The organism is Devosia psychrophila, from assembly GCF_000971275.1.
GTDB classification, from domain to species: Bacteria; Pseudomonadota; Alphaproteobacteria; order Rhizobiales; family Devosiaceae; genus Devosia; species Devosia psychrophila.
In genome coordinates, this window is record NZ_LAPV01000043.1 from 1 (window position 1) to 25277 (window position 25277).

Here is a 25277-nt window from a genome sequence, read left to right on the forward strand (position 1 = left end):
TGTTGAGCGGCATTGTTCCGGTGATCCCACCCAAAGCCAACCGCAAGAACCCGCCCCCATGCGACTTCAAGGCATACAAGGACCGCAACCGCATCGAACGCATGTTCAACAGGCTCAAGCAGTTCCGCCGCATCGCAACACGCTTCGACAAGACCGCGAAATCCTTCGCGGCCTTCCTCGCCTTAGCCGCTGTAAGGATATGGATACCGTACTTTGTCAACAGGACCTAGATGAAAGGGTCGCTTTGGCGAGTTCCCTTCGTTAACTGGGCAAGCCCTTGGTCGGCTCCAGATTTGGCGAGCTCTGGCGTTATCGGGTTGGCGACTATCGCATCATCTGCAAGATCGATGATGGCGTGCTGCTAGTGCTCGTCCTCGATATTGGCCACCGAAGCGCGATCTATCGCCAACCATTGGCTTGCCCTCACGGCAAAAGTCGCTAGTGGAGGTGCAAAGATCCAAGGAGTGCCCACCCATGAGCGACCTGAGCCTGAACCAGGCCATCGACAATATCTACACTTCGATCAAGGCCAATAACGAGGAGCTGGACCTCCACATCGCTGCCCTCAAGGCTGCGATGACCAAGGAGGGCGCCAAGGAAGCCGTGTTCGAGCCCGCCAAGCTGGCGCAGTCCAATCGCCAGGGCCGCAAGATCATGCAGGCCTACTTCAAGAAAAAGGGCGTGGCGGTGGCCTTCTCGGCCTAATCGAGGCGCCGGCCGACCGTGCGTGCATAGATCACCGTGCCGAGCAGGGCGATGACGCCAATGAGCGCGCCTTCCAGCATATTGCCATCGGCGCCCTTGATCAGGATCAGGGTGGCACAGGCGATCAGGCCGGCATAGACGGCGGGTTTGGTTGTCATGGTCACGTCCTTGTTTGAAAAGGACTTTAGACCGCAGGCGTGCACTTAGACTGAGGGGAAACGATAAAATGCCATCTATCTGCGCATGCGGTCGGGCGCCTGCCAGTCATGATCGGCCATTCACCCTTCCGTCACATCGCGGCCCACGCCTATTGAAGCCTGCCGCATTGCCGCCTATCTGTGCCTTTACCCGCTCTTAAGGCGGCGTAGGCTGCAATCATCCATCGCGTCGATTCGAAATTTCGGCATGATCCCCGGACCCCCGTCTCCTGCGTTCGGGAAGGGATCGTGTTTCACATTCAGCCGGCCAGGTCCGCGATATGGCACGGCAAAGGGGCATCACATGCGGGATCCGCACGACATCTACATGAACACGCTCGTTCCCATGGTTGTGGAACAGTCCAACCGTGGCGAGCGCGCTTTCGATATTTACTCGCGCCTGCTGCGCGAGCGCATCATTTTCGTGACCGGCGTGGTCGAGGACAACATGGCCTCGCTCATCGTGGCGCAGCTGCTGTTCCTCGAATCGGAAAACCCGAAAAAAGAAATCGCGCTCTATATCAATTCGCCCGGCGGCGTCGTGACCTCGGGCCTGTCGATCTACGACACCATGCAGTTCATCCGCCCGGCCGTCGCCACCATGGTGATGGGCCAGGCCGCATCGATGGGTTCGCTGCTGCTGGCAGCCGGCGAAAAGGGCATGCGCACCTCGCTGCCGAACTCCCGCATCATGGTCCACCAGCCTTCCGGCGGCTATCAGGGTCAGGTTACCGACATCATGATTCATGCCAAGGAAGTCGAGGGCTTGAAGCGTCGTCTTAATCAGATTTATGAGAAGCACACGGGCCGTACCTATGAGGAAGTTGAGCGGGCTCTAGAGCGCGACAACTTCCTTTCTCCGGAAGAAGCCAAGACCTTCGGCCTGATCGACAGCATCCACGAAAAGCGCATCATTCCTGATGCGGCGGCCTGATCGGCCTGTGTTAAGCACATTGCCGATGCGCCGTGGACTGTGATCCAAGCGCAATTGCTTCAAGCCGGATCGGTCTTTAGGATCGGTTCGGCTTAGACTTTCTTTAGGCTCAAGCGTTACGGTTTCCGATAACGCTTGGTTTGGGGGGCGCTCTGCCCCCGGGAGTGACTGGATGTCCAAAGAGACAACGAACGGCGAAACCTCAAAGAACACGCTTTATTGCTCGTTCTGCGGGAAATCCCAGCACGAGGTTCGCAAGCTGATCGCTGGTCCGACCGTGTTTATCTGTGATGAATGCGTCGAGCTGTGCATGGACATCATCCGCGAAGAGAACAAGACCTCGATGGTCAAGTCCTCCGACGGCGTGCCGACCCCTGCCGATATCTGCAAGGTGCTCGACGATTACGTCATCGGCCAGTATCGCGCCAAGCGCGTGCTCTCCGTGGCTGTCCACAACCATTATAAGCGCCTGCACCATTCGACCAAGAACCAGGATATCGAGCTTTCCAAGTCGAACATTCTGCTGATTGGCCCGACCGGTTCGGGCAAGACGCTGCTGGCCCAGACGCTGGCCCGCATTCTCGACGTGCCCTTCACCATGGCCGATGCCACCACGCTAACGGAAGCCGGCTATGTCGGCGAGGACGTGGAAAACATCATTCTCAAGCTGCTCCAGTCTGCCGACTACAATGTCGAAAAGGCCCAGCGCGGCATCGTCTATATCGACGAAGTCGACAAGATCTCCCGCAAGTCCGACAACCCGTCGATCACCCGCGACGTTTCGGGCGAAGGCGTGCAGCAGGCCCTGCTCAAGATCATGGAAGGCACAGTGGCTTCCGTTCCGCCCCAAGGCGGTCGCAAGCATCCGCAGCAGGAATTCCTGCAGGTGGACACGACCAACATCCTGTTCATCTGCGGCGGCGCCTTCTCGGGCCTCGAAAAGATCATCTCGGCACGCGGCGAAGGTTCGGGCATCGGCTTTGCGGCCGTGGTCAAGGACCCCAACGACCGTCGCGTCGGCCAGGTGCTGGCCGATGTTGCCCCCGAAGATCTGGTCCGCTTTGGCCTGATCCCGGAATTCATCGGCCGTCTGCCAGTGCTGGCAACGCTGGAAGATCTCGATATCCCGGCGCTGATCGAAATCCTGTCGGCTCCCAAGAACGCCCTGGTGCGCCAGTACCAGCGCCTGTTCCAGATGGAAGAGGTCGAACTGACCTTCCACGAGGACGCTCTCAAGGCGATTGCCGAGAAGGCCATCGAGCGCAAGACCGGCGCCCGCGGCCTCCGCTCGATCATGGAAGCCATCCTGCTCGACACCATGTACGATCTGCCTTCCCTCGAAGGCGTCGAAGAAGTGGTGATCAGCGCGGAAGTGGTGAATGGCAAGGACGTCCGTCCGCTCTACATCTACTCCGAGCGCAAGAAAGACGAAGCGCCCGCAACGGCGTAGGCCTTTCGGTTCTGAAATTGAAACGCCGGGCAACGAGCCCGGCGTTTTTGTATTTAGGGCTGAGCGGCCCCATTTACTTAGCGGTACCCCCTTGACGGGGGAGGCTAGGAGGGGGTGCGAAAGCCCCGATATCGGGGCTAACCATCCCCCTCCCTTGATCCCTCCCCGCAAGGGGGAGGGTGTCGACTGCCAAGTCGGGCGCTCACTAGGCGGCCTTCGCCACCTCCGGCCCAACATAGACCGACTTCGGCCGGATCAAGCGTCCACCCAGCGCCTGTTCCCGAGCATGCGCCACCCAGCCAGTTACCCGCCCCATGGCGAAGACACAGGTGAAGGCGTCGCGCGGGAACCCCAGCGCCTCCAGCAGCAGCGCCGTATAAAACTCGACATTGGTTTCCAGCGGCCGGTCCGGTTTCTTGCGCTTCAGCAGATCGAGCGCCGCCTGTTCCACGGCTTCGGCAAGCGCCAGCCGGCCGGGTTCGATCGCTCCCGATGCAGCCAGCAACCGCACCGCGCCCTTTAGGGCATCGGCCCGCGGATCGCGCACACGATAGACCCGGTGCCCGAACCCCATCAGCCGTTCGCCCCGCGCCAAGGCGTCCTGCAGCCAGGCCGGCGCATCCTCGGGGGCACCGACGCCATCCAGCATGTCCAGCACTGGCCCCGGCGCCCCACCGTGCAGCGGGCCCTTGAGGGCACTCAGCCCGGCCAGCACGGACGAGGTGAGCCCTGCCTGCGTCGATGCCACCACGCGTGCCGCAAAGGTCGAGGCGTTCAGTCCGTGGTCCACTACCGTCACCAAATAGCGGTTCAGCGCCGCCGCCTGTTCCTTTGACGCCAAAGCGCCGTGCAGCATGCGCAACGCATCCGCGGCATGACCAAGCCCGGCGTCCGGCGCGATGGGCTCCAGTCCGCGCTGCAGGCGCAGCAGGGCCGGTGTAAATACCGCAGGCGCCGCAACGAGGCATAATGCCGTATTGATGTCCTCGCCATCGCCCAGTCGCGCCATTAGCGCTCGCAGCCCGTCCACCGGCGACAGGGCGACGATGCCGGCATCGGCGCTGGCCGTGTGCCTGAATACTTCCACCCGCGCCGCGCCCAATGCCGCAGGCAGATCGTCCGGTAGTGGCAGGAAACCGTCGAGCAACAGTGCGACCACGTCCTCGTAGCTGCTGCCCTTGACCAGTTCATCCAGCGATACGCCGCGGATCACCAGCCGGCCATTGGCGCCATCCACATCCGACAACACCGTTTCGGCGGCGACGACATCTTCGAGACCAGAATTCATCTCGTTCTCCTGTGGTTGTTGCCGCGCAGGGTAAGCGTGCTAACATTGACGTCAATCTTGACCCATTGGATCAATGTCATGGACTGGCTCACGGCATCGGAGGCACTGGCGCTGCTCGGCACCCAGCCGCAGACGCTTTACGCCAATGTCAGCCGTGGTCGCATCAAGGCGCGGCCCGATCCCGCCGACAGCCGCCGGAGCCTCTATCGCGGCGATGACGTCCGGCGCCTGGCCCAGCGGGCATCCGGCCGCCGCAAGCAGGAGGCTGTGGCCAGCGAGGCGATGCACTGGGGCGAGCCCGTGCTGCCGACAGCTATTTCGACGGTACGCGACGGTCGCCTGTTGTTTCGCGGCCAGGACGCCTGTGAATTGGCCGAGACCGCGACGCTGGAACAGGTTGCCGAGTTGCTCTGGCAATCACCCATGACATTGCCTGACGCTGCAACGACCGGGCAGGGGCTCACCGCCGCCTTCATCGCTCTCGCCAACTGCGCTGCCGACGCCCCGGCTGCACCGCGATCCGCAGCCGCATTGGTGCGGGATGCCAACGAGATCGTTGCCGTGTTGGCGCAAGCCCTTGCCGGCCAATCCGTAAGTGATCCGTTACACGTCCGCCTCGCCAGCCACTGGGATCGTCCCGAAGCCGCCAACTCGATCCGCCGTGCTTTGGTCCTCCTTGCCGACCACGAACTCAACACGTCGACCTTCGCCGCGCGCGTGACGGTTTCGACCGGTGCGTCGCTGTGGTCGGGGACATTGGCTGGCCTCGCCACCCTGCGCGGGCCACGCCACGGCCTCGCATCGCCCGAAGTCGCCGCTTTGGCGCAGGATGTCGGTCACGAGCTACACGCCGAGGCAGCCTTGCGCGATTGGCTCGGGGAGGGGCGCTCCTTGCCGGGCATGGGTCACCAACTCTATCCCGACGGCGACGCCCGGTGCCGCGCACTGCTGCGAGGATTCGATCTGCCACCCGAGTTCGCCGCCTATCTCGGCGCCGCACGATCCCTTAGTGGCGAGGAACCCAATATCGACTTTGCCCTGGCTGCAATGACCACGCGTTTCGACCTGCCCGACGAAGCCGGCATAACCCTGTTCGCGCTAGGGCGCGCTGTCGGCTGGCTTGCCCACATGATCGAACAGGTCATTTCCGGCGAACAAATTCGCCCACGCGCCCGGTATGTCGGCGTGTAGCCTACTCCTCGGTTACGAACTCCACCGGCCCGGCTTCTTCACCCATGATGGCGCGACCGAACAGGCTTGCCACGAGGTCCACAAGCAGCGTCGCGCTGGCGCCGCCGTGGTCGAGGAAGGGATTGAGCTCCACCACGTCCAGCGAGCCCACCAGCCCGCTGTCATGCAGCATTTCCATGATCAGATGTGCCTCGCGATAGCTCAGCCCACCGGGCACCAGCGTGCCGCCGCCCGGCGCAATGGCGGGGTCCATCGCGTCGACATCAAGGCTCACATGCAGATGCCCGCCCGTGGCCTTCACCCGCGTCAGCAGCGTGCGCATCAGCGCCACCACGCCCAGCTCGTCGATCTTGCGCATGTCCAGCACTTCGACGCCGCGCGCATTGAGCAGCTTGCGCTCGTCGCGATCCACCGAGCGGGCGCCGATGACGCTGACATGCCTTGGATCGATCCGGCCTAGCCATTCGCCTTGGTACTCATCGTCGAACCCCGGCTCGCCACACAGCAACGCTAGTGGCATGCCATGCAGGTTGCCGCTGGGCGAGGTGGCCGGCGTGTTGAAATCGGCATGGGCATCGACCCACAGCACGAACACCGGCTTGCCGGTCGCAGCGCAGTGCCGCGCCACGGCCGAAACGGTTCCCATGGCGATCGAATGATCCCCGCCGAGAAACACCGGGAAGTTTCCTGCATCGAGGATAGCCAGCCCCTGGTCGCTGATCCGCGCCGCGAGGTCGAGCACATCGGCCCGCCGCTCATCGGGCAGCCGCTGGCTCGCCGGGCTGGCATCCAGCGCCGGGTGAGGGCGGCGCAGGTCGCCGTGGTCCACCACCACCTGATCGAGCTCGATCAGCGCCTCCGCCAGCCCCGCCACGCGCAGCGCCTCTGGCCCCATGCCGCAGCCACGCACGGATGCGCCCGCCGCCGTGGCGATGCCGATAAGGTCGATGCGGCGTGGTTTGGTCATGCTGGTGTCCTTGTTGTTGAGCCCGATGATGACGATATGGCTGGCAAGGGCAAGACGCTTTGGAGCGTTCCCACATCCACTGTGCATCCAAGGCACACGGATGTTTCCGGGCTCTTCGCATATCTCCTGTGCGTTCAGCCGGAAACCGTCACAATTCCGCGCAGGTTGACTTGTGCGGCCCATAGGCGGACCTATTTATTAACCGGAATCAGCGCAGCCTTTAAGACTGTAGCTGTCTAGACGGGCGCGCTACGATCTCCTTTCCCCAGCGCGCCCCGGAAAGGATACGAAATGACGGACGTCACCCCCGCCACTGGCGATGCAAGCCGGGACCGGGTTTACCCAGTTCTTCCCCTGCGTGATATCGTCGTTTTCCCCGGCATGATCGTGCCGCTGTTCGTCGGTCGCGAGAAGTCGGTCAAAGCGCTTGAAGAAGTCATGCGCGACGACAAGCATATTCTCGTCGTGACCCAGAAGAACGCGCAGGACGACGATCCCGCCCCGGACCAGATTTACGACACCGGCACCATTGCCACCGTTTTGCAGCTGCTCAAGCTGCCCGACGGCACCGTCAAGGTGCTGGTCGAAGGCCTGAGCCGCGCCACCATCGATCGCTATCTGCAGACCGTCGACTATTTCGAAGCCGAAGCCTCCATCCTGCCTGAGCCGGTAGAGGATGCGACCGAGCTCGAAGCCTTGTCGCGTTCGGCCACCACCGAGTTCGAGAGCTATGTGAAGCTCAACAAGAAGATTTCGGCGGAGGTGGTCGCTGCCGTCGGCCAGATCGAGAACCATTCCAAGCTCGCAGACACCATTGCCAGCCACCTCGTCATCAAGATCAACGAGAAGGAAGATCTGCTGTCGACCCTGTCGGTAGCCGAACGCTTCCAGAAGATCCTTGGCCTGATGGAAGGCGAAATCGGCGTCCTGCAGGTGGAAAAGCGAATCCGCAGCCGCGTCAAGCGGCAGATGGAAAAGACCCAGCGCGAGTATTATCTCAACGAGCAGATGAAGGCGATCCAGAAGGAACTGGGCGACGGCGAAGAGGGCTCTAACGAGATCGCAGAGATCGAGGAGCGCATCGCCAAGACCAAGCTTTCCAAGGAAGCCAAGCTGAAGGCCGAGGCTGAGCTGAAGAAGCTCAAGTCGATGAGCCCGATGTCGGCTGAAGCCACCGTGGTGCGCAATTATCTCGACACGCTGCTCGGCTTGCCATGGGGCAAGAAAAGCAAGGTCAAGCGTGACCTTGCAATGGCCGAAAAGGTCCTCGATGAGGATCACTACGGCCTCGAGAAGGTCAAGGAACGCATTCTGGAATATCTGGCCGTGCAGGGCCGCGTCGGTAAGCTCAAGGGCCCGATTCTCTGCCTCGTCGGACCTCCGGGCGTTGGCAAGACCTCGCTCGGCAAGTCGATCGCCAAGGCAACCGGCCGCGAATTCGTGCGCATGGCCCTCGGCGGCGTTCGGGACGAAGCCGAAATCCGCGGTCACCGTCGGACTTACATCGGCTCGATGCCCGGCAAGGTGATCCAGTCACTGAAGAAGGTCGGCAAGTCCAACCCGCTGTTCCTGCTCGACGAAATCGACAAGATGGGCCAGGACTTCCGTGGCGATCCGTCGTCGGCACTGCTTGAAGTGCTCGATCCGGAGCAGAACCACACTTTCGCCGATCACTACCTCGAGGTCGATTATGACCTGAGCGACGTGATGTTCGTGACCACTTCGAACACCTTGAACATCCCCGGCCCGTTGATGGACCGCATGGAGATCATTCGCCTGTCGGGTTATACCGAGCAGGAGAAGCACGCGATCGCCAAGCAGCACCTGATCCCAGAGACGCTCAAGGAAAACGGTCTGGCCCATGGCGAATTCGTCCTGTCGGACGAGATGCTGACCGCGTTGATCCAGCGCTACACCCGTGAAGCGGGCGTGCGTAACCTCAAGCGTGAGATCAGCAAGCTGATGCGCAAGGCCGTGGCCGAGATCATCCGGACCAAGGTCAAGACCATCACCATCGACGAGGAAATCCTGACCAGGTACCTGGGCGCGGATATCTACACGCATGGTGAAATCGAAGCGGAATCGCAGGTTGGCCTGGTTACCGGCCTCGCCTGGACTTCGGTTGGCGGCGAGTTGCTGACCATCGAAGGCGTGATGACGCCGGGCAAGGGCCGCATGACGGTCACCGGCAACATCAAGGAAGTGATGAAGGAATCGTTGACCGCGGCAACGGCTTACGTTCGCTCCCGCTCGATCGATTTCGGCATCAAGCCGCCGATGTTCGACACGCGTGACATCCACGTCCACCTGCCCGAAGGTGCCACCCCCAAGGATGGTCCGTCCGCCGGTATCGGCCTCGCAACTGCCATCGTCTCGGTGATGACCGGCATTGCGGTGCGCAATGATGTCGCCATGACTGGCGAGATCACGCTGCGGGGCAGGGTGCTGCCCATCGGCGGTCTCAAGGAAAAGCTCCTTGCGGCACTGCGTGGTGGCATCAAGACCGTGCTGATCCCGGCCGAGAACGTTCGCGATCTCGCCGAGATCCCCGATATCGTCAAGGAAGGCATGAAGATCATTCCGGTGAGCCGCATGGATCAGGTCATCGAGCATGCCCTGGTGCGCAAGCCAGAGCCGATCGAATGGAACTTCGACGAGGTCACACCGGCTGTCGCGACTGCAGTCGATACGACTGATGACGCAACGACCGGCCTGCCGCACTAAGCGGGTTTGAACTGAATGACGAAGCCCGGCAGCGATGCCGGGCTTTTTTGTTTAGCGGCACGCTCTCAACCATTTCCACTAATCGCACGCGACAATTATTCCATCTCCAATTATGACATTGATGCCGACACACTGGGCAGCCATCGCTGACCGCGGCCACGAGATACGATCATGATCAAGAAATTTGCCGCTGCCCTGTCCGTTCTCGCAGTCGCTGGCCTGGCGCTGCCAGCCTTCGCCGAGGACCAGGTTAGCGACGCCGTCGATAAGGCACTCTGGTGCGGTGCAGCCTATTCCGCCGTCACCCAGATCGACGGGATGAGCGCAGAAGCCATCGCATCGGCCGATGCTGGCGCCACGGCCGCCTTCAACGTGGCCCTGGTTGAAATGGAAGCTGACGGCATCGACTCCGCCGAACACGACCGTCTAGTCAACTATTACGTTGAAATGGCCGTCGAAAACCTGACCAATCCGAATGCCGAACTGCGCTATTCCGATGAAGAATGCGAAGCAATGATCGGCCAATAAGCATACTGGTTTGGCGCGTTGACGGTCCATGACGGGGCCGCGCGCATAGCACCCAACGTTGCTCGCTTGACAAGGGTGTGTTGATAGCGGGCGTTAGTTGCTCCTATCACCCCACCCTCAATCCCTCCCCATTCAGGGGAGGGGGCGCCAGATCGGATGTCAGTGCTCATCGTCTCCCTCCCCCTTGTGGGGAGGGGTCAAGGTGGCCCAGATCCTCGAAAAAGTCCGCCGACCTATCTCAGCTTCGCTGCCAAACTCGCCTGCATGCCGTCCACCATGTAGCGCAGCCCGTTTTCGAACACCTCTTCGGTGTTGATCGTCCCTACCTTGAACAGCGACTGAAGCGCCTGCATCAGCAATGGGAACGGCGCGATGTCGGCCATGGGATCAATGCCCGCGTCGGCTTCTTCGGCCGTCCGCTCCCGCTCGCCTTGCTCCTCCAGCACATAGCCCACCACATAGCGGGTCACCGAAATCGCGATGCCGAAGGCCTCTGGTGCCGAGAAGCCGACATCGACGTAAAGCTGCAGCACCGTCTCGGTGTCGGCGAACTCTGAGGCCGACGGCCTAGTGCCCGCGGTCAGTCGCGCGCCGTCGCGCACCGCCAGCAATGTCGCCCTTATGCTACGCGCATTGGCGTAGGTGAACTCGACCCAGTCCTGGCCGGGCAAGGGCAGGCGATGGGTGTGATACCGCGCCAGCATCTCGCTGTTGACCGCATCGAGCAGCGCGGACTTGTTGGCAAAGTGCCAGTACAGCGCCGGCTGCTGCACGCCCAGCCGTTCGGCCAGCTTTCGCGTCGACAGCTTATCGATGCCCACGTCGTTGAGCAGCAAGAGCGCCTCATCGACTATGCCGTCGCGATCCATGGCCATGCCGACCTCCCATTGACTTATCGGTGATAAGGGAGTTTATCGCCGATAAGTAAACTTATCACCGATAGAGCTCTATCCGGACACCACGCCATGAACAAGGCCCTCGTCGTCATTCTTGCCACAGTTGCCCTCGATGCCATCGGCGCCGGGTTGATCTTTCCGATATTGCCCGAGCTGCTGGCCGAGGTTAGCCGTGGTGGCGACATCGGCTTTCTCTATGGCCTGATGCTGGCGGTCTATGCCGTCATGCAGTTGGTCTTCTCGCCGGTCCTCGGCGCCCTTAGCGATCGCTTCGGCCGGCGCCCCGTGCTGCTGTTGTCGCTCGCCGGCACGCTGGTCGATTATCTGGTGATGGCGCTGACGCCGCTCGGCTGGGTGCTCGTCGTCGGCCGGGCCATGGCGGGCATCACCAGCGCCAACATGGCCGTGGCCAGTGCCTACATTACCGATATCACCCCGCCGGATCAGCGGGCCCAGCGGTTTGGCCTCGTCGGCGCGGTATTGAGCATGGGCTTCATCGTGGGCCCGGTGGTCGGCGGCGTCATGGGCGCCTGGTGGCTGCGCTCGCCATTCCTGATCGCCGCTGCGTTCAACGGCATCAACCTGCTGGTCGCCCTGTTCGTGCTGCTCGAGAGCCGCACTGCCAAGCCCGGCAAGTTTGATCTCAACGAACTCAACCCGCTCGCCCCGTTGCTCTGGCTGTGGAATTTCAAGCCCTTGCTGCCGCTGGTGCTGGTCGCGGTAGTCTTTGGCCTCGTTGCCGCCGTGCCCGGAACGATCTGGGTGCTGTATGGCGCCGAGCAGTTTGGCTGGGATTCCGTGCACATGGGACTGTCGCTTTCGGTGTTCGGCGTCAGCGGTGCCCTGTCGCAGGCGTTCCTTGTCGGGCCATTGTCGCGGCGCTTCGGTGACCTCGGCACCTTGATGATCGGCGTCGCCTTCGACACGCTGGCCTATACATTGATGGCCTTCGCCGACCAAAGCTGGATGGGTTACGCCATAGCGCCGCTGTTCGCCCTCGGCGGCGTGGCCATGCCGGCGCTGCAATCCCTGCTGACCAGCCGCGTCAGCGATGAACAACAGGGCCAGTTGCAGGGGGTGCTGGCGAGCCTGATGAGCCTCGCGGGCATAGTCGGTCCGGTGCTGACCACTGCATTGTTCTTCTCGACCAAGAACATGTGGATCGGCACAGTCTGGCTGGTCGGGGCAGGGCTGTACGTCCTGGCCGCGCCGCTGTTCGCGACGGTGCGGACGCCTAAGCAGGTGATGGCGTAGGTAAGATTGGTTCCAGTGGAACGGGCCAATGATCGGCCTATCGCTAGGCGCCTTTGGCATCTGCCACGCTTGGCACAGGCGTTTCTAACCGGGCCCGTGGTTGCAAGGCTTGGTGACGCTCGACCCTGGTGGTCGGCATGGGTTTCGAGGCCGGCGCCATGATCTCGCTGGCCTTTGTCAGCCACTGCTGGATCCTCTTTGCCATGGCGCCAGTGTTCGCCCTCGGTGGCATCGGCATGCCGGCATTGCAGTCGCTGACCACGCGGCAGGTCGATGCCGATCGGCAGGGACAGTTGCAAGGGGTGTTGGCTGGCCTTGTCAGCCTCGCCGCGGTGTTCGGCCCGCTGTTCTTCAGCTTCATCTACTACAGCGTCCGCGCGGCAGCTGGCCGGGCCTGATCTGGCTGCTCGCCATCGGCGTGTACATGCTCGCGCTGCCTTTGATACTGGGAATCAGGCGCAGCCCAAGCCTGCTCCAGACGCACTCAAATAGCCGCATTACCCCCAGCAAACCCAGGAAAACCGGCAAAAACTACAATCCGGACTTGCGGGGCGTTTTTTTCAGGTCCATTAACGTTGCTGCACCGTCCGGCCTCGTGAGAACCCCGGAATCCTTGCGTTTCTTCTAGAATCGACCAAGGGTTGCCGCGTTTTAAGGCTTCGCCAGCGAGGGCGGGCAAATCCACTGTGAGGAAACGCTATGAACAAGAACGATCTGGTTGGCGTCGTTGCCGACAAGGCTACGATCACCAAGGCACAGGCCGCTGAAGCGGTTGACGCAGTGTTCGAGGCTATCACCGGCTCCCTGAAGGCTGGCGAAGAAGTTCGCCTCGTCGGCTTCGGCACTTTCGCCGTTTCCGCGCGCAAGGCTTCGACCGGCCGCAACCCGGCCACGGGCGCTGAGATCCAGATCCCGGCCTCCAACCAGGCCAAGTTCAAGCCCGGCAAGGGCCTGAAGGACGCGATCAACTAAGATCGTATCCCCTACGCTTCAGATAGGCCCCGTGCGCATGCGCCGGGGCCTTTCATTTGGCGGCTGAAGATCGCCTTATCTACCGGTTGAAGATCACCGGACATTTCCCGGTTGACGTCAGCCGGCGAGGGCCCTAATCAGGGCCACCTTCCCAAAGGCCGTTTCGGCCCTTCGGGCGATTAGCTCAGTTGGTAGAGCGCCTCGTTTACACCGAGGATGTCGGCGGTTCGAGTCCGTCATCGCCCACCATTCCCCATTCCGCGCTCTCGATGCTAGCAGTGTGCTAACGTTTAGGCCCCGATTGCGGTCATCAGGGGGAACACTTGGTTATTTTCACTCTCTGCATCCGGAAACGCTGGCTAGTGGCTGGCGCATAACGACTTTTCCACAGGCCAAGCCAACAATTTTCAAAATGTCACGTGAAAGCATTTTGGTCGCTTGACTTGGCAACAGGGGCTGGGTAAACGAACCACACGTTGCGCGAACGAGTTGTTTGCTAGCGCTGCGGGAGTAGCTCAGTTGGTTAGAGCGCCGGCCTGTCACGCCGGAGGTCGCGGGTTCGAGTCCCGTCTCTCGCGCCACCTTTTACGGGTGTTTGCGAGTTCCCCCTAAAATTGGTTTCAACTTTCTCGCTGAGAGAGTTTCAACTTTTTGAACTCGTTCTGTTCCAAGGCAAGCTTACCGCGCCCGATTCGTCGAGCCAGATCTGCCTCTCGAACTGCGGCAGCATTGACCGGCATGTACGTTTTCTGAAGCTTGCGATTGACGTCGATTGAGTTGCCCATCTTGGCGGCCATTATTTCGACCGAGGCCCCGCCCGCGTTGGCTTCGACTGCTCCCGTACGTCGCATGTCAATCAGCTTCCTGGTTTCGTCAGCTCCAAAGACCAAACGCCGAACGTCGGCAAAATCATCCACAAGGCTTCTTTGGTGTAGCGCGCGGGACTACGAGGACGTCCGCCCTTACCTTTGGGCGTAAAGCCGCGGGTCCAAAAAAGAGGCGCATCGTCATGCAACGAGAATGGCAAGGCGGCGAGGTACCATTCGACTCGGCCTTGGGAGCGTCTCGACAGAATGCCGAGTGCCGCTTCTGCAGTCTTGGTACGGTCGATCGAAAACGCCATATCACCGCCGCTGATAACCGCATGAGCTGGCGAAAGCGTGCGAGCGTCCACTGGTGAGAATTGAGTATCCCATGCAACAGCTATTATGCATGCCAAGCCACCGTATCCGGCACGTATCGCTCCTTTAACCAGCCGGACGACTTCGCCCTCACGCCAAGTTTCAGTGCGGCCTGCAACGCCTTCCTTGCGGATAGCCTGTGACGGATCGTGATCTGGAATGCATAGCTTCATACTTGCTAGAACGCGGTACAGCGAACGCCAGGTTTTCATGGCTCGTCCTGCCTCGCCTGCACCTTTCAGTGTCAAGATGCGGTGATACCATGCGTCGGTCCGCTCGACGGTGATGAGGCTAGGCGCAGACGCGCCAAAGACGGGATTAATGTACTTCCATCCTCGCTCCCAATCCTCGCGTGTCCGAGGCTTCTTTTTCTTCCACTCGTTGAGCAAGCGATAGCGAGCAAAGCCGTCCGCTACACTGCCGGGTGGGTTGAAATTAGCAGGGGCGGGCTCCAAGCCTTTTCGGGTGCGCTGATACCGTTCCTCCCACTCTTTAGCAATCTTCCATGCTTCCACGCCATCACGGCCGCAGGGTATGTTTTGAAACCCCATGCGCTTCATCGTGGGTGTGGGAAGCCAGTACCCATACTTTCCCTTTCGAATGACGTAGTGGGAGAATTTTATGTCAACCAAGGAGAGCCAACCGTTCTTGGAAGCCATCAGCAGTATCCGCTGCAACGGTGCTCATTTTCAGCAAGCCGCCTACACGATTCAGATAATGCTCGATCGCCAGCAGGTCATAGTTTCCGGTGAACGAGTTTGGCTTGGGAAAGCCATCCAGTAAGAGCATTGGTAAGGCTTGGTGAAAGCTCGTTTCTGTAAGACCCATCCGGCGGGCGGCTATCCCCGGGGGTACACAGCGCGGTGAAACGTGAAATCGCATCTGGACATCAGGACGGGTGAAAACCGTCCTCCTCCGTGTGCCCAGAAGGCACTATGTAACGAATCTCCCTCGTCGAAATGCCTACAAATTCGGGGATAAGTGAGTCGATGTTCAAGGCGTTGCCGTTCTATCATTATGATCTTGCAAGTACCCTTCTCCGAATTAAGCTGTAGAAACATCGGGAAAACGGCTTTTCTGCAAGATTTATCGCTTGCGGATTCTGGCCTTGTGGATTTTTCACAAATTGCTCCAACTCATTGTTGCAACATCGTTTTTCTACTCGCCGGTTTGGAAATACTTATTCGCATAAGATCGCAAGAAGTCCGGCCACCGCATCCCTTTTCAAATGCCGCTGTCACTGTTCACGACCCGCTAGTGCTGGGTCGTGAGAGGAGATGATGCGTTCGCTTGCGCTGCGCGCACATTGAAAAAGGGAGCCTGGCGGTGGCCTTGACTCCGCAGAAGGCCACCGACGCCTCCGGCGCTGCCCCAGATCCGATGGATCTTGGGTGTGTTGAGGGTAGGTGGCCTTCTGTGGCGTCAACTCTTGCTTGAATGTCTGGGGTCGAAAGGTCGTCACTTAGCCGCCTGCCTATCTTTCTTCTTTTCTCCCATCTCTTACGGTCCATGATGGACGCCGGTGGGCGGCCTCTTGTCGGACAGTTACCCCGAGGCACTTAGCCGAGCGGAGTAACTGGCTGACGGCATCGGCCGAACCTCGCAGGGTCTGGCCAATGCCACTCTTCTAACTAAGCGCGGCCCGCCGAGAGGCGGAGGCTCGGGCCATATTTTGGAGCCTTAACCAAGAGGCGGTACCCGAGCCAAGGGAACAGCACGGCCAACATGGACGCGTGCCAGCGCAGGAACGGCCGCACCACGCCGGTGTGGGTCTGCAGCCTGTGAAGCCGCGCCGTGTTTGCCGGGGACATGGCGGTTTCAATGACCGGCCAGACCTTGATGACCTCTGCCACAAGCGGCGCCCAATGCAGTCCGTAACGATGGGATAGTAAGCTGTCGAGCCGGTTTGCAGCGTCAGCTGGGCCGTGACACGCTGGTCCGGCGCCAGGGTGGCGTAGATTTCCACCTGTGCCAGCAGCGCCAGATCCGTGACGTCACCATGCGACACCTCCAATCCTTCCAGATTAATGGTGTTGCAATGACCGGTTGAACTCACCGCCCCATATCTGCCGTTCAGCCCGCCTCTCCGACCTCCTAAAAGCAGTCGGTCCGCTCAAGTCGAGAAGGAGAGTGTCCGGTTTTGGTGAGGCCACACCGGAAAGCCGATACATATAATAGCGCTACCTGCAGGCGGTGTACGCAAAGCTTCCCTAGAGTCTGCTGTTCCGCTGATATCGTCACCGAACCCCACTCAATCCGCCTCGCCATAGATGGGTACTGCCCGCCAGGATTTATCCGATTCGGAGAAATCAAACCCAGAGCGCCCAAATTAGTTTGCTACCTTCACGGTGTCAGACGGTTCAGGGCAGGAGCAATCCTTGGGCCGGCTGAAGCGGCGGGGAGGCTGCAGAGGATCCAGACGGTGCACTGACGAATTGGCGCGGAGCCGGGCCACACCAAAGCCGGGCCCTCTCCTCAAGACCCGTATTGGGGTTGCCCAGCGCAATCAGCCCAAACCGTCAGCCAGATGAAGCAGGCGCCAGGTAAGGCAACAAAGAGACCAACCAAATGGTCTCGAAATTCCGGGCTGCAGTCCTCTCAGCCAGAGAAGAAAGAACTGAGTATGAACCAGAACAACATCGCCTTGATCGCGGGGGCAACCGGGTTGTCCGGCAGCTACACCGCGCAGCGGCTGAAGGCTGAAGGTTGGACGGTGGTAACGGTATCGCGCAGCGCGGTCGATCTGCCCTGGTCCGACCGGCACATTGCCGTCGATCTGGAAGATGCTGACGCCAGTCTGAGCGCTTTGAAGGCAGCTGCCGATGTCACCCATGTGTTCTATTGCACCTGGTCACGGCAGGCCAACGAACAGGATAATGTCCGGGTCAATGCCCTGATGATCCGCAACCTGTTCGAGGGCCTGGCAACGGCGCCGATCCGGCACGCAGCCCTGGTGACCGGACTCAAACACTACCTTGGATCGTTCGAAGACTATGCCAATGTCAAACCCTACACCCCGTTTCTGGAAAACAGCCCGCGGCTGCCGGGCCTGAATTTCTACTACGCGCAAGAGGATGTTCTGTTCGAAATGGCCGCCAGGCGCGGTTTCAACTGGTCGGTTCACCGCCCGCACACAATGATTGGATTTGTCGTCGGCAATGCGATGAACATGGCCGTAACGCTGGCGGTCTATGCCTCGATCTGCAAGCACAAGGGGCTGCCCTTTGTCTTTCCGGGGGCGCCCGAGCAATACAATGCGGTGACCGACGTTACCGATGCACGCCTATTGGCCGAGCAGCTGCTTTGGGCCGCCACCACGCCCGAGGCCGCCAATATGCCGCTCAACACGGTCAATGGCGATCTGTTCCGCTGGACCTGGCTATGGGCACAGATTGCAGAATATTTCGGCCTCGAGGTTGCCCAATACCCCGGCCACCCGGTGCCACTGGAAGAACAGATGGCCGCCGCGCCGGCGACCTGGGCCGAAATCGTGGCCCAGCATGGCTTGCAGGACATCGGCGTGAACAAGCTCGCGTCCTGGTGGCACAGCGATGCCGATCTGGGCCGGACGCTGGAATGCTTCACGGATATGACCAACAGCCGGACTCGGGGTTTCTCCGCCTATCAACAGTCGTCCCAAAGCTTCTTTGACGTGTTCGACGAGCTGCGTGCACGTCGGATCATCCCCTCCTGAGCAGGACCACCTCAATGCACTATGTCATCCATTGCCTGGATCACCCCGGCGCAGTTCAAAAGCGGTCGGATCATTACGAGGCGCACAAGGCCTATCTCGGCGCAGCGGCGATGAAAACCGTCATCTCCGGTCCGTTGTTGGCCGATGACGAGGCAACCATGATCGGTAGCTGCTTTGTCGTCGAGGCAGGCTCTCTGGCCGAGGTGGAGGCTTTCAACCACGCCGATCCCTTTGCCAAGGCAGGTCTCTGGCAAACCGTCTCGATCCGTCCCTTTCTCAAGCGCGTGGATAACCGGTCATGAGCAAACCCGTTGGAATAGCCCTGGTTGGCATGGGCTGGTGGGGCAAGAAGATGCTGACCGTGCTCGAAGCGGCGCCGTCTGACATTGCCGTGTTGCGCGCAGTGGAGCCCGATCTGGACTCGGTCAGAGACATCTGCGCCAGCAGGGGTATTCCCGTTTCTGCCGATCTGGCCGATGCGCTCAACGATCCGGCAGTAGAAGCGGTCGTGCTGGCGACGCCTCACGCGCTGCACGAGGCCCAGATCGAGGCAGCGGTGGCTGCGGGCAAGCACGTGTTCTGTGAGAAGCCCCTGGCATTGACCAAGGCCGGTGCCGAAAAGGCCGTGCGCCTGTGCCGGGAAGCAGGACTGGTTCTGGGCATGGGTCATGAACGGCGCTGGGAACCACCAATTGCCGAGATGCTGGCAAAGGTCGATGCGGGTGTTCTGGGTCGCATTCACCAGATCGAGGCCAATTTCAGCCACGACAAATTCCTCACGCTCGACCGCGGCAATTGGCGGCTGAAGGCCGACCAGGCCCCTGCGGGGGGCATGACGGCCACCGGCATCCACCTGCTGGACCTGTCTGTACGATTGCTGGGGGAAGCCGAGAGCGTGCTGTGCATCTGCGAGCAATTGTCCTCGGACCTGCCGCAGGGCGACACCGTGGCGGCTTATGTCAAGTTCAGGGGCGGCGGGACTTCATATGTCTCTGCCTCGCTCGCCAATCCGTTCATATCGCGCTTTGCGGTGTTTGGAGCCAAAGGCTGGATCGACATCCGCGACAAGGCCCATGTCGAGGCACCCGATGGCTGGATTGTCACCAGCGCCATGGTGGGGGGGGCGATCACCACCATCGAGGTGGGCAAGGCCGAGCCGGTCAAGGATAATTTGGTTGCCTTCGCCCGCGCGGTGCGGGGCGGCGAAACCTACCAGATTACCGGCGAACAGCTGGTGAACAATATTGCTTTGCTCGAGGCGGTCTTCAAATCCGCGTTGAGCGGCAAGATTGAAACCGTGAACTGAGGGAAAGCACCGTGAAAGCCCTGATCTTCGACGAGCCGAATAAGCCGGTGGTCACACAGGTGCAGATGCCGTCAATCACCGCCAATGAGGTGATGATCCGCTCGCGTCGGGTCGGCATTTGCCATTCCGACTATGAACTGCTGGCCGGCAAATATATCATTCCGATCTCCTATCCCGTCACCCCCGGCCATGAATGGGTGGGCGAGGTGGTTGAAATTGGCAAGAATGTAACCGGTTTTTCCCAAGGCGACCGGGTAGTCGGCGAATGCGTCATCAAGACACCCGAGCGGATCCACCATTTCGGCTTTTCCATGGACGGTGCGGATAGGGAGTACTTCGCCGCTCGGCCAGAATGGCTGCACAAGCTGCCCGATGCCGTCGATGATGCCAAAGGCGCGCTGATCGAGCCTTTCACCTGCGGCTATTACGCAGTGCTGCGCAGCGGCGGTACCAATGCGTCCGAAACGGTGGTTGTTTCGGGCGGCGGTACGATCGGTCTGGTCTCTGCGGCTGCAGCGATCGGCATGGGCGCCCGGGTGATTGTGGTGGACCCGGTACCATTGCGGCGCGACATTGCCCGCCGTCTGGGCGCCGACGCGACGGTGGACCCCTCGGCAGTCAACGCCGTCGAGGCCGTGCATGAGCTTACCGGTGGTGGCGCCGACCTGGTGATCGAGGCCGCAGGACACGCGTCCTCACTGGCCAATGTCTTCGACTATACACGTCCCGAGGGGCGCGTTTCCATGGTCGGCATCAATATCGGCCAGAAATTTCCGGTCGAGCTGGGCAGGATTCAGATTAAGGATCTGACCGTGCGCGGCTGCATCGGCTCACCCGGCGTATGGCCGTCCGCCATACGGTTTCTTGAGCGAACCGGCATCGACCTGTCGCCCATCCAGACCCACACCTTCGGCCTGGATGACGCCTTGACTGCACTTGAGCTGGGCTTGAACCCGCAAGAGGCCGTCAAGATCACCCTGCAACTGCACTGACCCGTCGCTCACCCTTTTGAAAAGAAAAGGCCGATGAACCAGACCGTCAAGCCAAACGCGACTACAGGCACAACGATGTTTCCCGTCACGCTGGCAAAGGGATTTGTAACCGTCGTCGTCTCGACCCTGGCATTGGTCATCCTGTGCCTGGTCTATGCACCATCCAGCGTTTCGTCTGGTGCCCTGGCGGGCAGCCTGCCTTTCGCCGCCGTTCTGGCCATTGTGGGGCTGGGGCAGATGCTGGTGGTTCAGCAGGGTGGCTTTGACCTGTCGGTGGCTGGCGGGGTGTCGCTGGCAGTGGTGATCGCCACCCATTACCCAGCCGGTAATGACGCTCTCCTGTTGCCTGCCGTACTGATCGCCATTGGCTATGCTTTGCTAATCGGGCTTGGAAACGGACTGCTGGTCGGGTTCCTGCGTCTCAACGCGATCGTGGCAACCATCGGCATGAATGCGCTGATCTATGGCGGCGTCTTCGCCTTTTCCGGCGGGGTACCGCGCATTACCACCAACCAGCTGGCGAGCATTGTCGGCGGCAGCAGTTTTGGCATCGGCAATGCCGTAATCTTTGCCCTGACGACACTGGCTGTCGTGGGTCTGGTGATGAAGAAAACGGTGAATGGTCGGCGCTTCGAGGCGATTGGCGCGAACCGGTTGCTGGCCAGGTCCATCGGCCTGAGGGTGCGGCTATACCAGATGATGGCCTATGTCTGCGCCCAGCTGCTCTATTGCCTGGCCGGCCTGCTGATCGCTGGGCTTACCACCCAGCCAACCGCCTTTCAGGGTGACCCCCTGCTGCTGCCCTCGGTCGCAGTGGTGGTGCTGGGGGGCACCTCGCTGCTCGGCGGACGCGGCTTTCCCATCTCGACTGTCATCGCCGCCTTTTTTCTCAATCAACTGAGCCAGTTCGCCTACGCACTGGGCGTTCCATACTCGGCTCAGACAATCATTCAGGCTCTCGCGCTTGGATTTGGCATCGGGATCTATTCGCTCCGGTGGCCAAACACGAACCAGACGAAACAAAAAAACATGGAGGAAACCAATGAAACTCTCGTCTCTTAAAGGCCAGACGGCCATCGTGGCCGCGGCACTGACACTAGCATTCGCTGGTGCGGCCCATGCCGAAGTGCCGAGTTGGTGCGGCCCCAACAAGGCCTCGCTAGCACTGCTGGACGGCTATGGCGGCAATAGCTGGCGCCTGGTCACCACCGCCTCGGGCGCGGCAGAAGCGGCCCTGTGCCCAAGCATCACCGACTACCAATACGCCGATGGCCAGGGGAACACCCAGAAGGCAATTTCCGACATCAAGAGCATGGCGGCCAAGGGCGTCAATGCGCTGGTTGTGTTCGGTGATGCCGGTCCCGCCGTTCTGCCCGCCCTAAAGAGTGCCTATGGCGCCGGTTCGGTCGTAGTTCCCTACCGCGTGGTTGTTGGCGGTGAAGAGGGCAAGGACTATACCAAGTTTGTCGGCTCCTCCTTCGTTGACGACGGTGTCAGCTGGGGCAACTGGATCAAAAGCATCCTGCCAGATGGTGGCAATGTGCTGTTTCTCAGCGGCCCGGCGGGCAATAGCCAGGGCACCGATGAACTGGCCGGCATGAAGCAGGTTCTCGACGACAGCTATGTCTTCCTCAACCCGGCTCCTTTCGACGTGACCAACTGGGATCCGGCGCTGACGCAGCAGGTCCTGTCGGCGGAAATCGCCAAGAACCCCAAGATCGATGTCATCGTTTCGGACTTCGGGCCCTCGCTCGTGGGTGCCTTGGCGACGTTCGCCAAGTTCAACCGGTCGATACCGGCGATTGCCACCTCGGACGGCAACTCGCTCGGCTGCTTCTGGGCAGACAATCACGAAGCCAACCCGGACTTCAAATTGTTCACCGTGGCAACCGGCAATGACAATGTGCGTCTGGCTGTGCAATGGGCCATTGCTGAAGCAACCGGGGGCACGCCACCGACCGACAAGATCTTCAAGGCGCCTGTTTTTGAAGATTCCGTGTCCGGCCAGCCCAATGCCGTGCAGTGCCGCGCCGACCTTCCAGGCTCGATCTATCTGTCAGCTGTGATGTCGGCCGACGATCAGGCCAAGGCCGTCAACAAGTGATCTTTGGGCGGCTCGGGTGCGCTTGCATCCGGGCCGCCATGTCTTGAGCGCGAATGGTGTTGGCAATGCAAGATACGACTTTGGCGACCGAAAAGACGGACGCAACCGAGACAGACCCGAGTGGGCCGGTGGTGCTGCGGTTAAGCAGAATATCAAAGTCCTTCGGCGGCATCGCTGCGCTGACAGATGTCAGCGTCACATTCAACGCCGGCGAGGTTCACGCCGTTCTGGGTGAGAACGGCGCCGGAAAATCCACCCTGATGAACATCATCTCGGGAGTCTTTCAGCCCTCGCAGGGAAGCTTGGAATTCAATGGCCAACCCATCCCGGCGATGCGGCCGGAGATGGCGGCGGACCTGGGGATAGCAATTGCCTATCAGCATCCGGCAGTGCTGAGTGATCTGTCGGTGCTGGAAAACCTGCGTGTGGCCCTGCCGCCTGCCTTGTTCGAGGGCAAATCGGCCCGCGCAGTGGCGGGTGACCTGCTTGATGTGGTGGGTCTTCATGTTCCGTTGCAGGCGCGCGGCGATACACTGACCGTGGCGCAGATGGCGCTGCTGGAAATTGCCAAGGCGCTGGCGATCAAGCCAAGAGTGCTCATTCTGGACGAGCCGACGGCATCGCTCGACCAGGAAGCCACCGATATGCTTTTTGGCCGCATCCGGGATGTGGTCAAATCGGGCACCTCGGTCATCTACATTACCCATCGCATGGCCGAACTGCGCCAGATCGCGCATCGCGTGACCGTGCTGCGCGACGGCCGCAAGCGCGGTGAGGCCAGGGTCAGCGAGATCAGCGATCAGGATCTGCTGACCATGATCGTCGGCCGGGCGCTGGGCTCGACCTTCCCGCCCAAGGCGCACCCAGGCGCAGGCCAGACAAACCTTTCTGTGCAGGGCCTTGGCGGCGACAATTTCAAGGACGTCAGCTTTGATGTCGCGCGCGGCCAGATCATCGGCGTTGCCGGCGTAGCCGGAAACGGTCAATCCGAACTGATGCGCGCGCTTGCCGGGCTGCAGGGTTGGGATGGCAAGGTGACGCTCAACGGTCAGGCGCTCAGCCACCACGACCTGTTGCACAAGGCCGCCTTCATGCCCTCCGATCGCCACGCCGAGGGACTGGCAGGCGGGCTTACCATCCGCGAGAACGCCTCGCTGGCCGCACTCGACAAGTTTGCCAGCTTCGGTGTCATCAGCCGCAAACAAGAGGTTGAAGAGGTCTCGGAGACGTTCCGATCCCTGGCCGTCAAGGCCTCCAGCATCGAGGCGGCAGTGTCGTCCCTGTCGGGCGGCAATCAGCAGAAGATCGTCCTGGCACGGGCGCTGCTGTCTAACCCCGGACTGGTTGTGGCAGACGAGCCGACCCAGGGGGTCGATGTCGGGGCAAGAGCCGAGATTTACCGCATCCTGCGCGACGTATCGTCAGCGGGCACCCCCGTTATCGTCAATTCTTCGGATGCCGCGGAACTGGAAGGCCTGTGCGACAAGGTTATCGTCATGTCGCGCGGCAAGGTTGTCGAGACACTGTCCGGTCCCGACGTCGTTGAGGCGCGGATCGTTGCGGCCGCAGTTTCGGCAGCCGCTCATGCCGATGCCGGTCTGGAGCAGAGCAGATCCCGCCACGGCATCTGGCGACATTTCGTCCAGACCGACAATGCGCCGGCTATCCCTCTGGCGGCGGTTATCGTGGTTCTGGCGCTCTTCGGCTATAGCCAGAATCCGCTGTTCCTGTCATCGTTCAACGTGTCCAACATGCTGATGCTCGCCACCGCCCTGGGTTTCATCGCCATCGGTCAGAACATTGCTTTGCTTTCCGGCGGCATTGATCTGTCGGTCGGGCCCCTGGCGGGGTTCATGGTCGTGGTCGCCTCATTCTTCATCAATGACGGTCAACCCTGGCCGACCATATTGGCTGGATTTGCCCTCTTGTTCGCGGCGGGGATCGTGGTGGGGCTGGTCAACGGCGTCATGATCCGATTTGCTAAGTTCACCCCGATCGCCGCGACGCTTGCAATGTATATTGGCCTGCAAGGCTGTAGTTTCCTGCTGCGCAACGGTCCGGATGGCTACATCAACAGCGATGTCGTCGCCTGGATCACTTTGCAGTGGGGACCGATCCCGGTCGCCTTTGTCGTCCTGATCGCCTTTGCGTTTGCCGGCGAGTACGTGTTGCGGCACAAGCGTCCGGGCTGGCAACTGCGTGCAGTGGGATCCAATGAGGACTCCGCACGCCGGATCGGCCTGGGCGTCGACCGCATCTTTATCGCCGGCTATCTCGGCAGTGCGCTGTTCACCGCTCTGGGTGCGGTGATGCTGATGGCACAAATCGGCGTCGGCGACCCCCAGCAGGGCGTGAACTACACCTTGTCCAGTATCACGGCAGTGGTTCTGGGCGGCACCAGTCTGAAGGGGGGACGCGGCACGTTCATCGGCACCGTCATGGGGGCCGTCCTGCTGATGCAGGTGCTCAATGCAGTGTCGTTTCTGGGCCTGTCACAGACCTGGCAATACGTGTTCCAGGGCGCCTTGATCCTGACAGCGGCACTGGTCTATTCGACAGTGCGAGGCAATGCGCGGGACTGAGCCAGCGATCAGGGCGCCGGGATTTCCGCCAGGCTCGAAAGGCTCATGTTCCAGGCATAGATATGAACGGCGCCATAGACGCCGGACTGCACGAAGGGATCGCCTGCGCTGAAGTCCACAAGATCCTGTAGCCGGTTAACCTCCACCAGAAGCAATGCGCCCGTCGGGCTGTCGCCGACCGGCGCCAGCGGGCCCGATAGCAGGATGCGCAATCCGGACCCACGCAGATATTGACGGTGCGTTTGAAAATACTGCTGCCGCTCGGCCTGCCTTGCCGGGTCGGAGAAGGCGATGCGAACGGCCAACATTGAT

Annotated in this window: 26 protein-coding genes and 2 tRNA genes; 20 read left to right on the forward strand and 8 right to left on the reverse strand. The window is 60.9% G+C overall.

Annotation, left to right across the window (positions count from 1 at the left end):
• The 3 genes from WH91_RS04065 to WH91_RS04075 form a co-directional block, all read left to right on the forward strand.
• Positions 1-230, forward strand: a 230-nt coding sequence (locus WH91_RS04065; RefSeq protein ID WP_046169027.1) for an IS5/IS1182 family transposase, incomplete at its 5' end; no start/stop codon positions are given.
• Between the two features lie 47 nt (positions 231-277).
• Positions 278-442, forward strand: coding sequence for a type II toxin-antitoxin system RelE family toxin (locus WH91_RS23100; RefSeq protein WP_244542458.1), 165 nt, complete (start codon positions 278-280; stop codon positions 440-442).
• Positions 443-474: 32 nt separating this feature from the next.
• A complete protein-coding gene (locus WH91_RS04075) occupies positions 475-705 on the forward strand; it encodes a hypothetical protein (RefSeq protein ID WP_046169745.1) in 231 nt (76 codons plus the stop codon).
• Here the strand turns inward: WH91_RS04075 and WH91_RS24540 are convergent.
• Positions 702-863, reverse strand: coding sequence for a hypothetical protein (locus WH91_RS24540; RefSeq protein ID WP_158409512.1), 162 nt, complete (start codon positions 861-863; stop codon positions 702-704). The genes WH91_RS04075 and WH91_RS24540 overlap by 4 nt on opposite strands.
• A gap of 343 nt (positions 864-1206) precedes the next feature.
• Here WH91_RS24540 and WH91_RS04080 point away from each other — a divergent pair, with 343 nt between their 5' ends.
• Together WH91_RS04080 and clpX are read left to right on the forward strand one after the other, a co-directional pair.
• Positions 1207-1836 carry an ATP-dependent Clp protease proteolytic subunit gene (locus tag WH91_RS04080; RefSeq protein ID WP_046169746.1) on the forward strand — a complete coding sequence of 210 codons (630 nt, stop codon included), beginning with the start codon at positions 1207-1209 and terminating at the stop codon, positions 1834-1836.
• Between the two features lie 172 nt (positions 1837-2008).
• Positions 2009-3286 carry an ATP-dependent Clp protease ATP-binding subunit ClpX gene (gene clpX / locus WH91_RS04085; protein WP_046169747.1) on the forward strand — a complete coding sequence of 426 codons (1278 nt, stop codon included), beginning with the start codon at positions 2009-2011 and terminating at the stop codon, positions 3284-3286.
• A 205-nt stretch (positions 3287-3491) separates the two neighbouring features.
• Here the strand turns inward: clpX and WH91_RS04090 are convergent, their stop codons facing one another.
• Positions 3492-4574: a citrate synthase/methylcitrate synthase gene (locus tag WH91_RS04090; protein WP_046169748.1), complete on the reverse strand. Its 1083-nt coding sequence runs from the start codon at positions 4572-4574 to the stop codon at positions 3492-3494.
• 78 nt (positions 4575-4652) lie between these two features.
• On the opposite strand from WH91_RS04090, the gene WH91_RS04095 reads away from it, so the two are divergent.
• On the forward strand, positions 4653-5765 hold the full coding sequence (locus WH91_RS04095; RefSeq protein WP_046169749.1) for a citrate/2-methylcitrate synthase: 1113 nt from the start codon (positions 4653-4655) through the stop codon (positions 5763-5765).
• A 1-nt stretch (position 5766) separates the two neighbouring features.
• On the opposite strand, the gene rocF is transcribed toward WH91_RS04095, so the two are convergent.
• Positions 5767-6732, reverse strand: a complete 966-nt coding sequence (gene rocF, locus WH91_RS04100) for an arginase (protein ID WP_046169770.1) — start codon at positions 6730-6732, stop codon at positions 5767-5769.
• Between the two features lie 291 nt (positions 6733-7023).
• On the opposite strand from rocF, the gene lon reads away from it, so the two are divergent.
• Positions 7024-9456 (forward strand): endopeptidase La, encoded by a 2433-nt coding sequence (lon, locus tag WH91_RS04105; RefSeq protein ID WP_046169750.1) that lies wholly within the window; start codon positions 7024-7026, stop codon positions 9454-9456.
• 171 nt (positions 9457-9627) lie between these two features.
• Positions 9628-9984: a hypothetical protein gene (locus WH91_RS04110; RefSeq protein ID WP_046169751.1), complete on the forward strand. Its 357-nt coding sequence runs from the start codon at positions 9628-9630 to the stop codon at positions 9982-9984.
• A 233-nt stretch (positions 9985-10217) separates the two neighbouring features.
• On the opposite strand, the gene WH91_RS04115 is transcribed toward WH91_RS04110, so the two are convergent.
• Positions 10218-10859: a TetR/AcrR family transcriptional regulator C-terminal domain-containing protein gene (locus WH91_RS04115; protein WP_046169752.1), complete on the reverse strand. Its 642-nt coding sequence runs from the start codon at positions 10857-10859 to the stop codon at positions 10218-10220.
• 90 nt (positions 10860-10949) lie between these two features.
• Between WH91_RS04115 and tet(30) the strand changes: the two genes are divergently transcribed.
• The 5 genes from tet(30) (at position 10950) to WH91_RS04140 (ending at position 13687) form a co-directional block, all read left to right on the forward strand.
• A complete protein-coding gene (gene tet(30) / locus WH91_RS04120; RefSeq protein WP_046169753.1) occupies positions 10950-12134 on the forward strand; it encodes a tetracycline efflux MFS transporter Tet(30) in 1185 nt (394 codons plus the stop codon).
• Positions 12135-12271: 137 nt separating this feature from the next.
• Positions 12272-12532 carry a hypothetical protein gene (locus tag WH91_RS22410; protein WP_052952578.1) on the forward strand — a complete coding sequence of 87 codons (261 nt, stop codon included), beginning with the start codon at positions 12272-12274 and terminating at the stop codon, positions 12530-12532.
• A 301-nt stretch (positions 12533-12833) separates the two neighbouring features.
• Positions 12834-13106 (forward strand): HU family DNA-binding protein, encoded by a 273-nt coding sequence (locus WH91_RS04130; protein ID WP_046140229.1) that lies wholly within the window; start codon positions 12834-12836, stop codon positions 13104-13106.
• A 173-nt stretch (positions 13107-13279) separates the two neighbouring features.
• Positions 13280-13355, forward strand: a tRNA-Val gene (locus WH91_RS04135).
• A gap of 255 nt (positions 13356-13610) precedes the next feature.
• Positions 13611-13687 (forward strand) — tRNA-Asp (locus tag WH91_RS04140).
• 39 nt (positions 13688-13726) lie between these two features.
• On the opposite strand, the gene WH91_RS04145 is transcribed toward WH91_RS04140, so the two are convergent.
• From WH91_RS04145 to WH91_RS24545, 3 genes are read right to left on the reverse strand one after another with little or no spacing between them, the layout of a single operon-like run.
• Positions 13727-13957 (reverse strand): hypothetical protein, encoded by a 231-nt coding sequence (locus tag WH91_RS04145; RefSeq protein ID WP_046169754.1) that lies wholly within the window; start codon positions 13955-13957, stop codon positions 13727-13729.
• A gap of 5 nt (positions 13958-13962) precedes the next feature.
• Positions 13963-14946, reverse strand: coding sequence for a hypothetical protein (locus tag WH91_RS04150; protein ID WP_143078246.1), 984 nt, complete (start codon positions 14944-14946; stop codon positions 13963-13965).
• On the reverse strand, positions 14912-15115 hold the full coding sequence (locus WH91_RS24545) for a hypothetical protein (RefSeq protein ID WP_143078245.1): 204 nt from the start codon (positions 15113-15115) through the stop codon (positions 14912-14914). The genes WH91_RS04150 and WH91_RS24545 overlap by 35 nt, the downstream gene beginning before the upstream one ends.
• A 1795-nt stretch (positions 15116-16910) precedes the next feature.
• On the opposite strand from WH91_RS24545, the gene WH91_RS04160 reads away from it, so the two are divergent.
• The 7 genes from WH91_RS04160 (at position 16911) to WH91_RS04190 (ending at position 24965) form a co-directional block, all read left to right on the forward strand.
• Entirely contained in the window at positions 16911-17981 is a 1071-nt protein-coding gene (locus WH91_RS04160) for an SDR family oxidoreductase (RefSeq protein WP_046169757.1), read from the forward strand.
• Between the two features lie 14 nt (positions 17982-17995).
• Entirely contained in the window at positions 17996-18283 is a 288-nt protein-coding gene (locus WH91_RS04165; protein ID WP_046169758.1) for a YciI family protein, read from the forward strand.
• On the forward strand, positions 18280-19287 hold the full coding sequence (locus tag WH91_RS04170) for a Gfo/Idh/MocA family protein (protein WP_046169759.1): 1008 nt from the start codon (positions 18280-18282) through the stop codon (positions 19285-19287). The genes WH91_RS04165 and WH91_RS04170 overlap by 4 nt, the downstream gene beginning before the upstream one ends.
• An 11-nt stretch (positions 19288-19298) precedes the next feature.
• Positions 19299-20279, forward strand: a complete 981-nt coding sequence (locus WH91_RS04175; protein ID WP_046169760.1) for a zinc-dependent alcohol dehydrogenase — start codon at positions 19299-19301, stop codon at positions 20277-20279.
• Positions 20280-20312: 33 nt separating this feature from the next.
• Positions 20313-21341, forward strand: a complete 1029-nt coding sequence (locus tag WH91_RS04180) for an ABC transporter permease (protein ID WP_046169761.1) — start codon at positions 20313-20315, stop codon at positions 21339-21341.
• The gene (locus WH91_RS04185) at positions 21322-22383 is read left to right on the forward strand and encodes a substrate-binding domain-containing protein (RefSeq protein WP_046169762.1); all 1062 of its coding nucleotides are present in this window, start codon (positions 21322-21324) and stop codon (positions 22381-22383) included. The genes WH91_RS04180 and WH91_RS04185 overlap by 20 nt, the downstream gene beginning before the upstream one ends.
• Before the next feature lie 65 nt (positions 22384-22448).
• Entirely contained in the window at positions 22449-24965 is a 2517-nt protein-coding gene (locus WH91_RS04190) for an ATP-binding cassette domain-containing protein (protein ID WP_052952581.1), read from the forward strand.
• 8 nt (positions 24966-24973) lie between these two features.
• Here the strand turns inward: WH91_RS04190 and WH91_RS04195 are convergent, their stop codons facing one another.
• A complete protein-coding gene (locus tag WH91_RS04195) occupies positions 24974-25273 on the reverse strand; it encodes a YciI family protein (protein WP_046169764.1) in 300 nt (99 codons plus the stop codon).
• Positions 25274-25277: the final 4 nt, after the last annotated feature.

Bases quoted from the DNA above. Each gene is read 5' to 3' on its own strand.
- rocF (WP_046169770.1), bottom strand. From the start codon at position 6,732: ATGACCAAACCACGCCGCATCGACCTTATCGGCATCGCCACGGCGGCG.
- WH91_RS04165 (WP_046169758.1), top strand. From the start codon at position 17,996: ATGCACTATGTCATCCATTGCCTGGATCACCCCGGCGCAGTTCAAAAG.
- WH91_RS04080 (WP_046169746.1), top strand. From the start codon at position 1,207: ATGCGGGATCCGCACGACATCTACATGAACACGCTCGTTCCCATGGTT.
- WH91_RS24545 (WP_143078245.1), bottom strand. From the start codon at position 15,115: ATGGGTCTTACAGAAACGAGCTTTCACCAAGCCTTACCAATGCTCTTA.
- WH91_RS04195 (WP_046169764.1), bottom strand. From the start codon at position 25,273: ATGTTGGCCGTTCGCATCGCCTTCTCCGACCCGGCAAGGCAGGCCGAG.
- WH91_RS04130 (WP_046140229.1), top strand. From the start codon at position 12,834: ATGAACAAGAACGATCTGGTTGGCGTCGTTGCCGACAAGGCTACGATC.
- WH91_RS04160 (WP_046169757.1), top strand. From the start codon at position 16,911: ATGAACCAGAACAACATCGCCTTGATCGCGGGGGCAACCGGGTTGTCC.
- WH91_RS04095 (WP_046169749.1), top strand. From the start codon at position 4,653: ATGGACTGGCTCACGGCATCGGAGGCACTGGCGCTGCTCGGCACCCAG.
- WH91_RS04150 (WP_143078246.1), bottom strand. From the start codon at position 14,946: ATGGCTTCCAAGAACGGTTGGCTCTCCTTGGTTGACATAAAATTCTCC.
- WH91_RS04075 (WP_046169745.1), top strand. From the start codon at position 475: ATGAGCGACCTGAGCCTGAACCAGGCCATCGACAATATCTACACTTCG.
- lon (WP_046169750.1), top strand. From the start codon at position 7,024: ATGACGGACGTCACCCCCGCCACTGGCGATGCAAGCCGGGACCGGGTT.
- WH91_RS04145 (WP_046169754.1), bottom strand. From the start codon at position 13,957: ATGCGACGTACGGGAGCAGTCGAAGCCAACGCGGGCGGGGCCTCGGTC.
- clpX (WP_046169747.1), top strand. From the start codon at position 2,009: ATGTCCAAAGAGACAACGAACGGCGAAACCTCAAAGAACACGCTTTAT.
- WH91_RS04110 (WP_046169751.1), top strand. From the start codon at position 9,628: ATGATCAAGAAATTTGCCGCTGCCCTGTCCGTTCTCGCAGTCGCTGGC.
- WH91_RS04185 (WP_046169762.1), top strand. From the start codon at position 21,322: ATGAAACTCTCGTCTCTTAAAGGCCAGACGGCCATCGTGGCCGCGGCA.
- WH91_RS22410 (WP_052952578.1), top strand. From the start codon at position 12,272: ATGGGTTTCGAGGCCGGCGCCATGATCTCGCTGGCCTTTGTCAGCCAC.
- WH91_RS04180 (WP_046169761.1), top strand. From the start codon at position 20,313: ATGAACCAGACCGTCAAGCCAAACGCGACTACAGGCACAACGATGTTT.
- WH91_RS04090 (WP_046169748.1), bottom strand. From the start codon at position 4,574: ATGAATTCTGGTCTCGAAGATGTCGTCGCCGCCGAAACGGTGTTGTCG.
- WH91_RS04115 (WP_046169752.1), bottom strand. From the start codon at position 10,859: ATGGCCATGGATCGCGACGGCATAGTCGATGAGGCGCTCTTGCTGCTC.
- WH91_RS24540 (WP_158409512.1), bottom strand. From the start codon at position 863: ATGACAACCAAACCCGCCGTCTATGCCGGCCTGATCGCCTGTGCCACC.
- WH91_RS04190 (WP_052952581.1), top strand. From the start codon at position 22,449: ATGCAAGATACGACTTTGGCGACCGAAAAGACGGACGCAACCGAGACA.
- WH91_RS04170 (WP_046169759.1), top strand. From the start codon at position 18,280: ATGAGCAAACCCGTTGGAATAGCCCTGGTTGGCATGGGCTGGTGGGGC.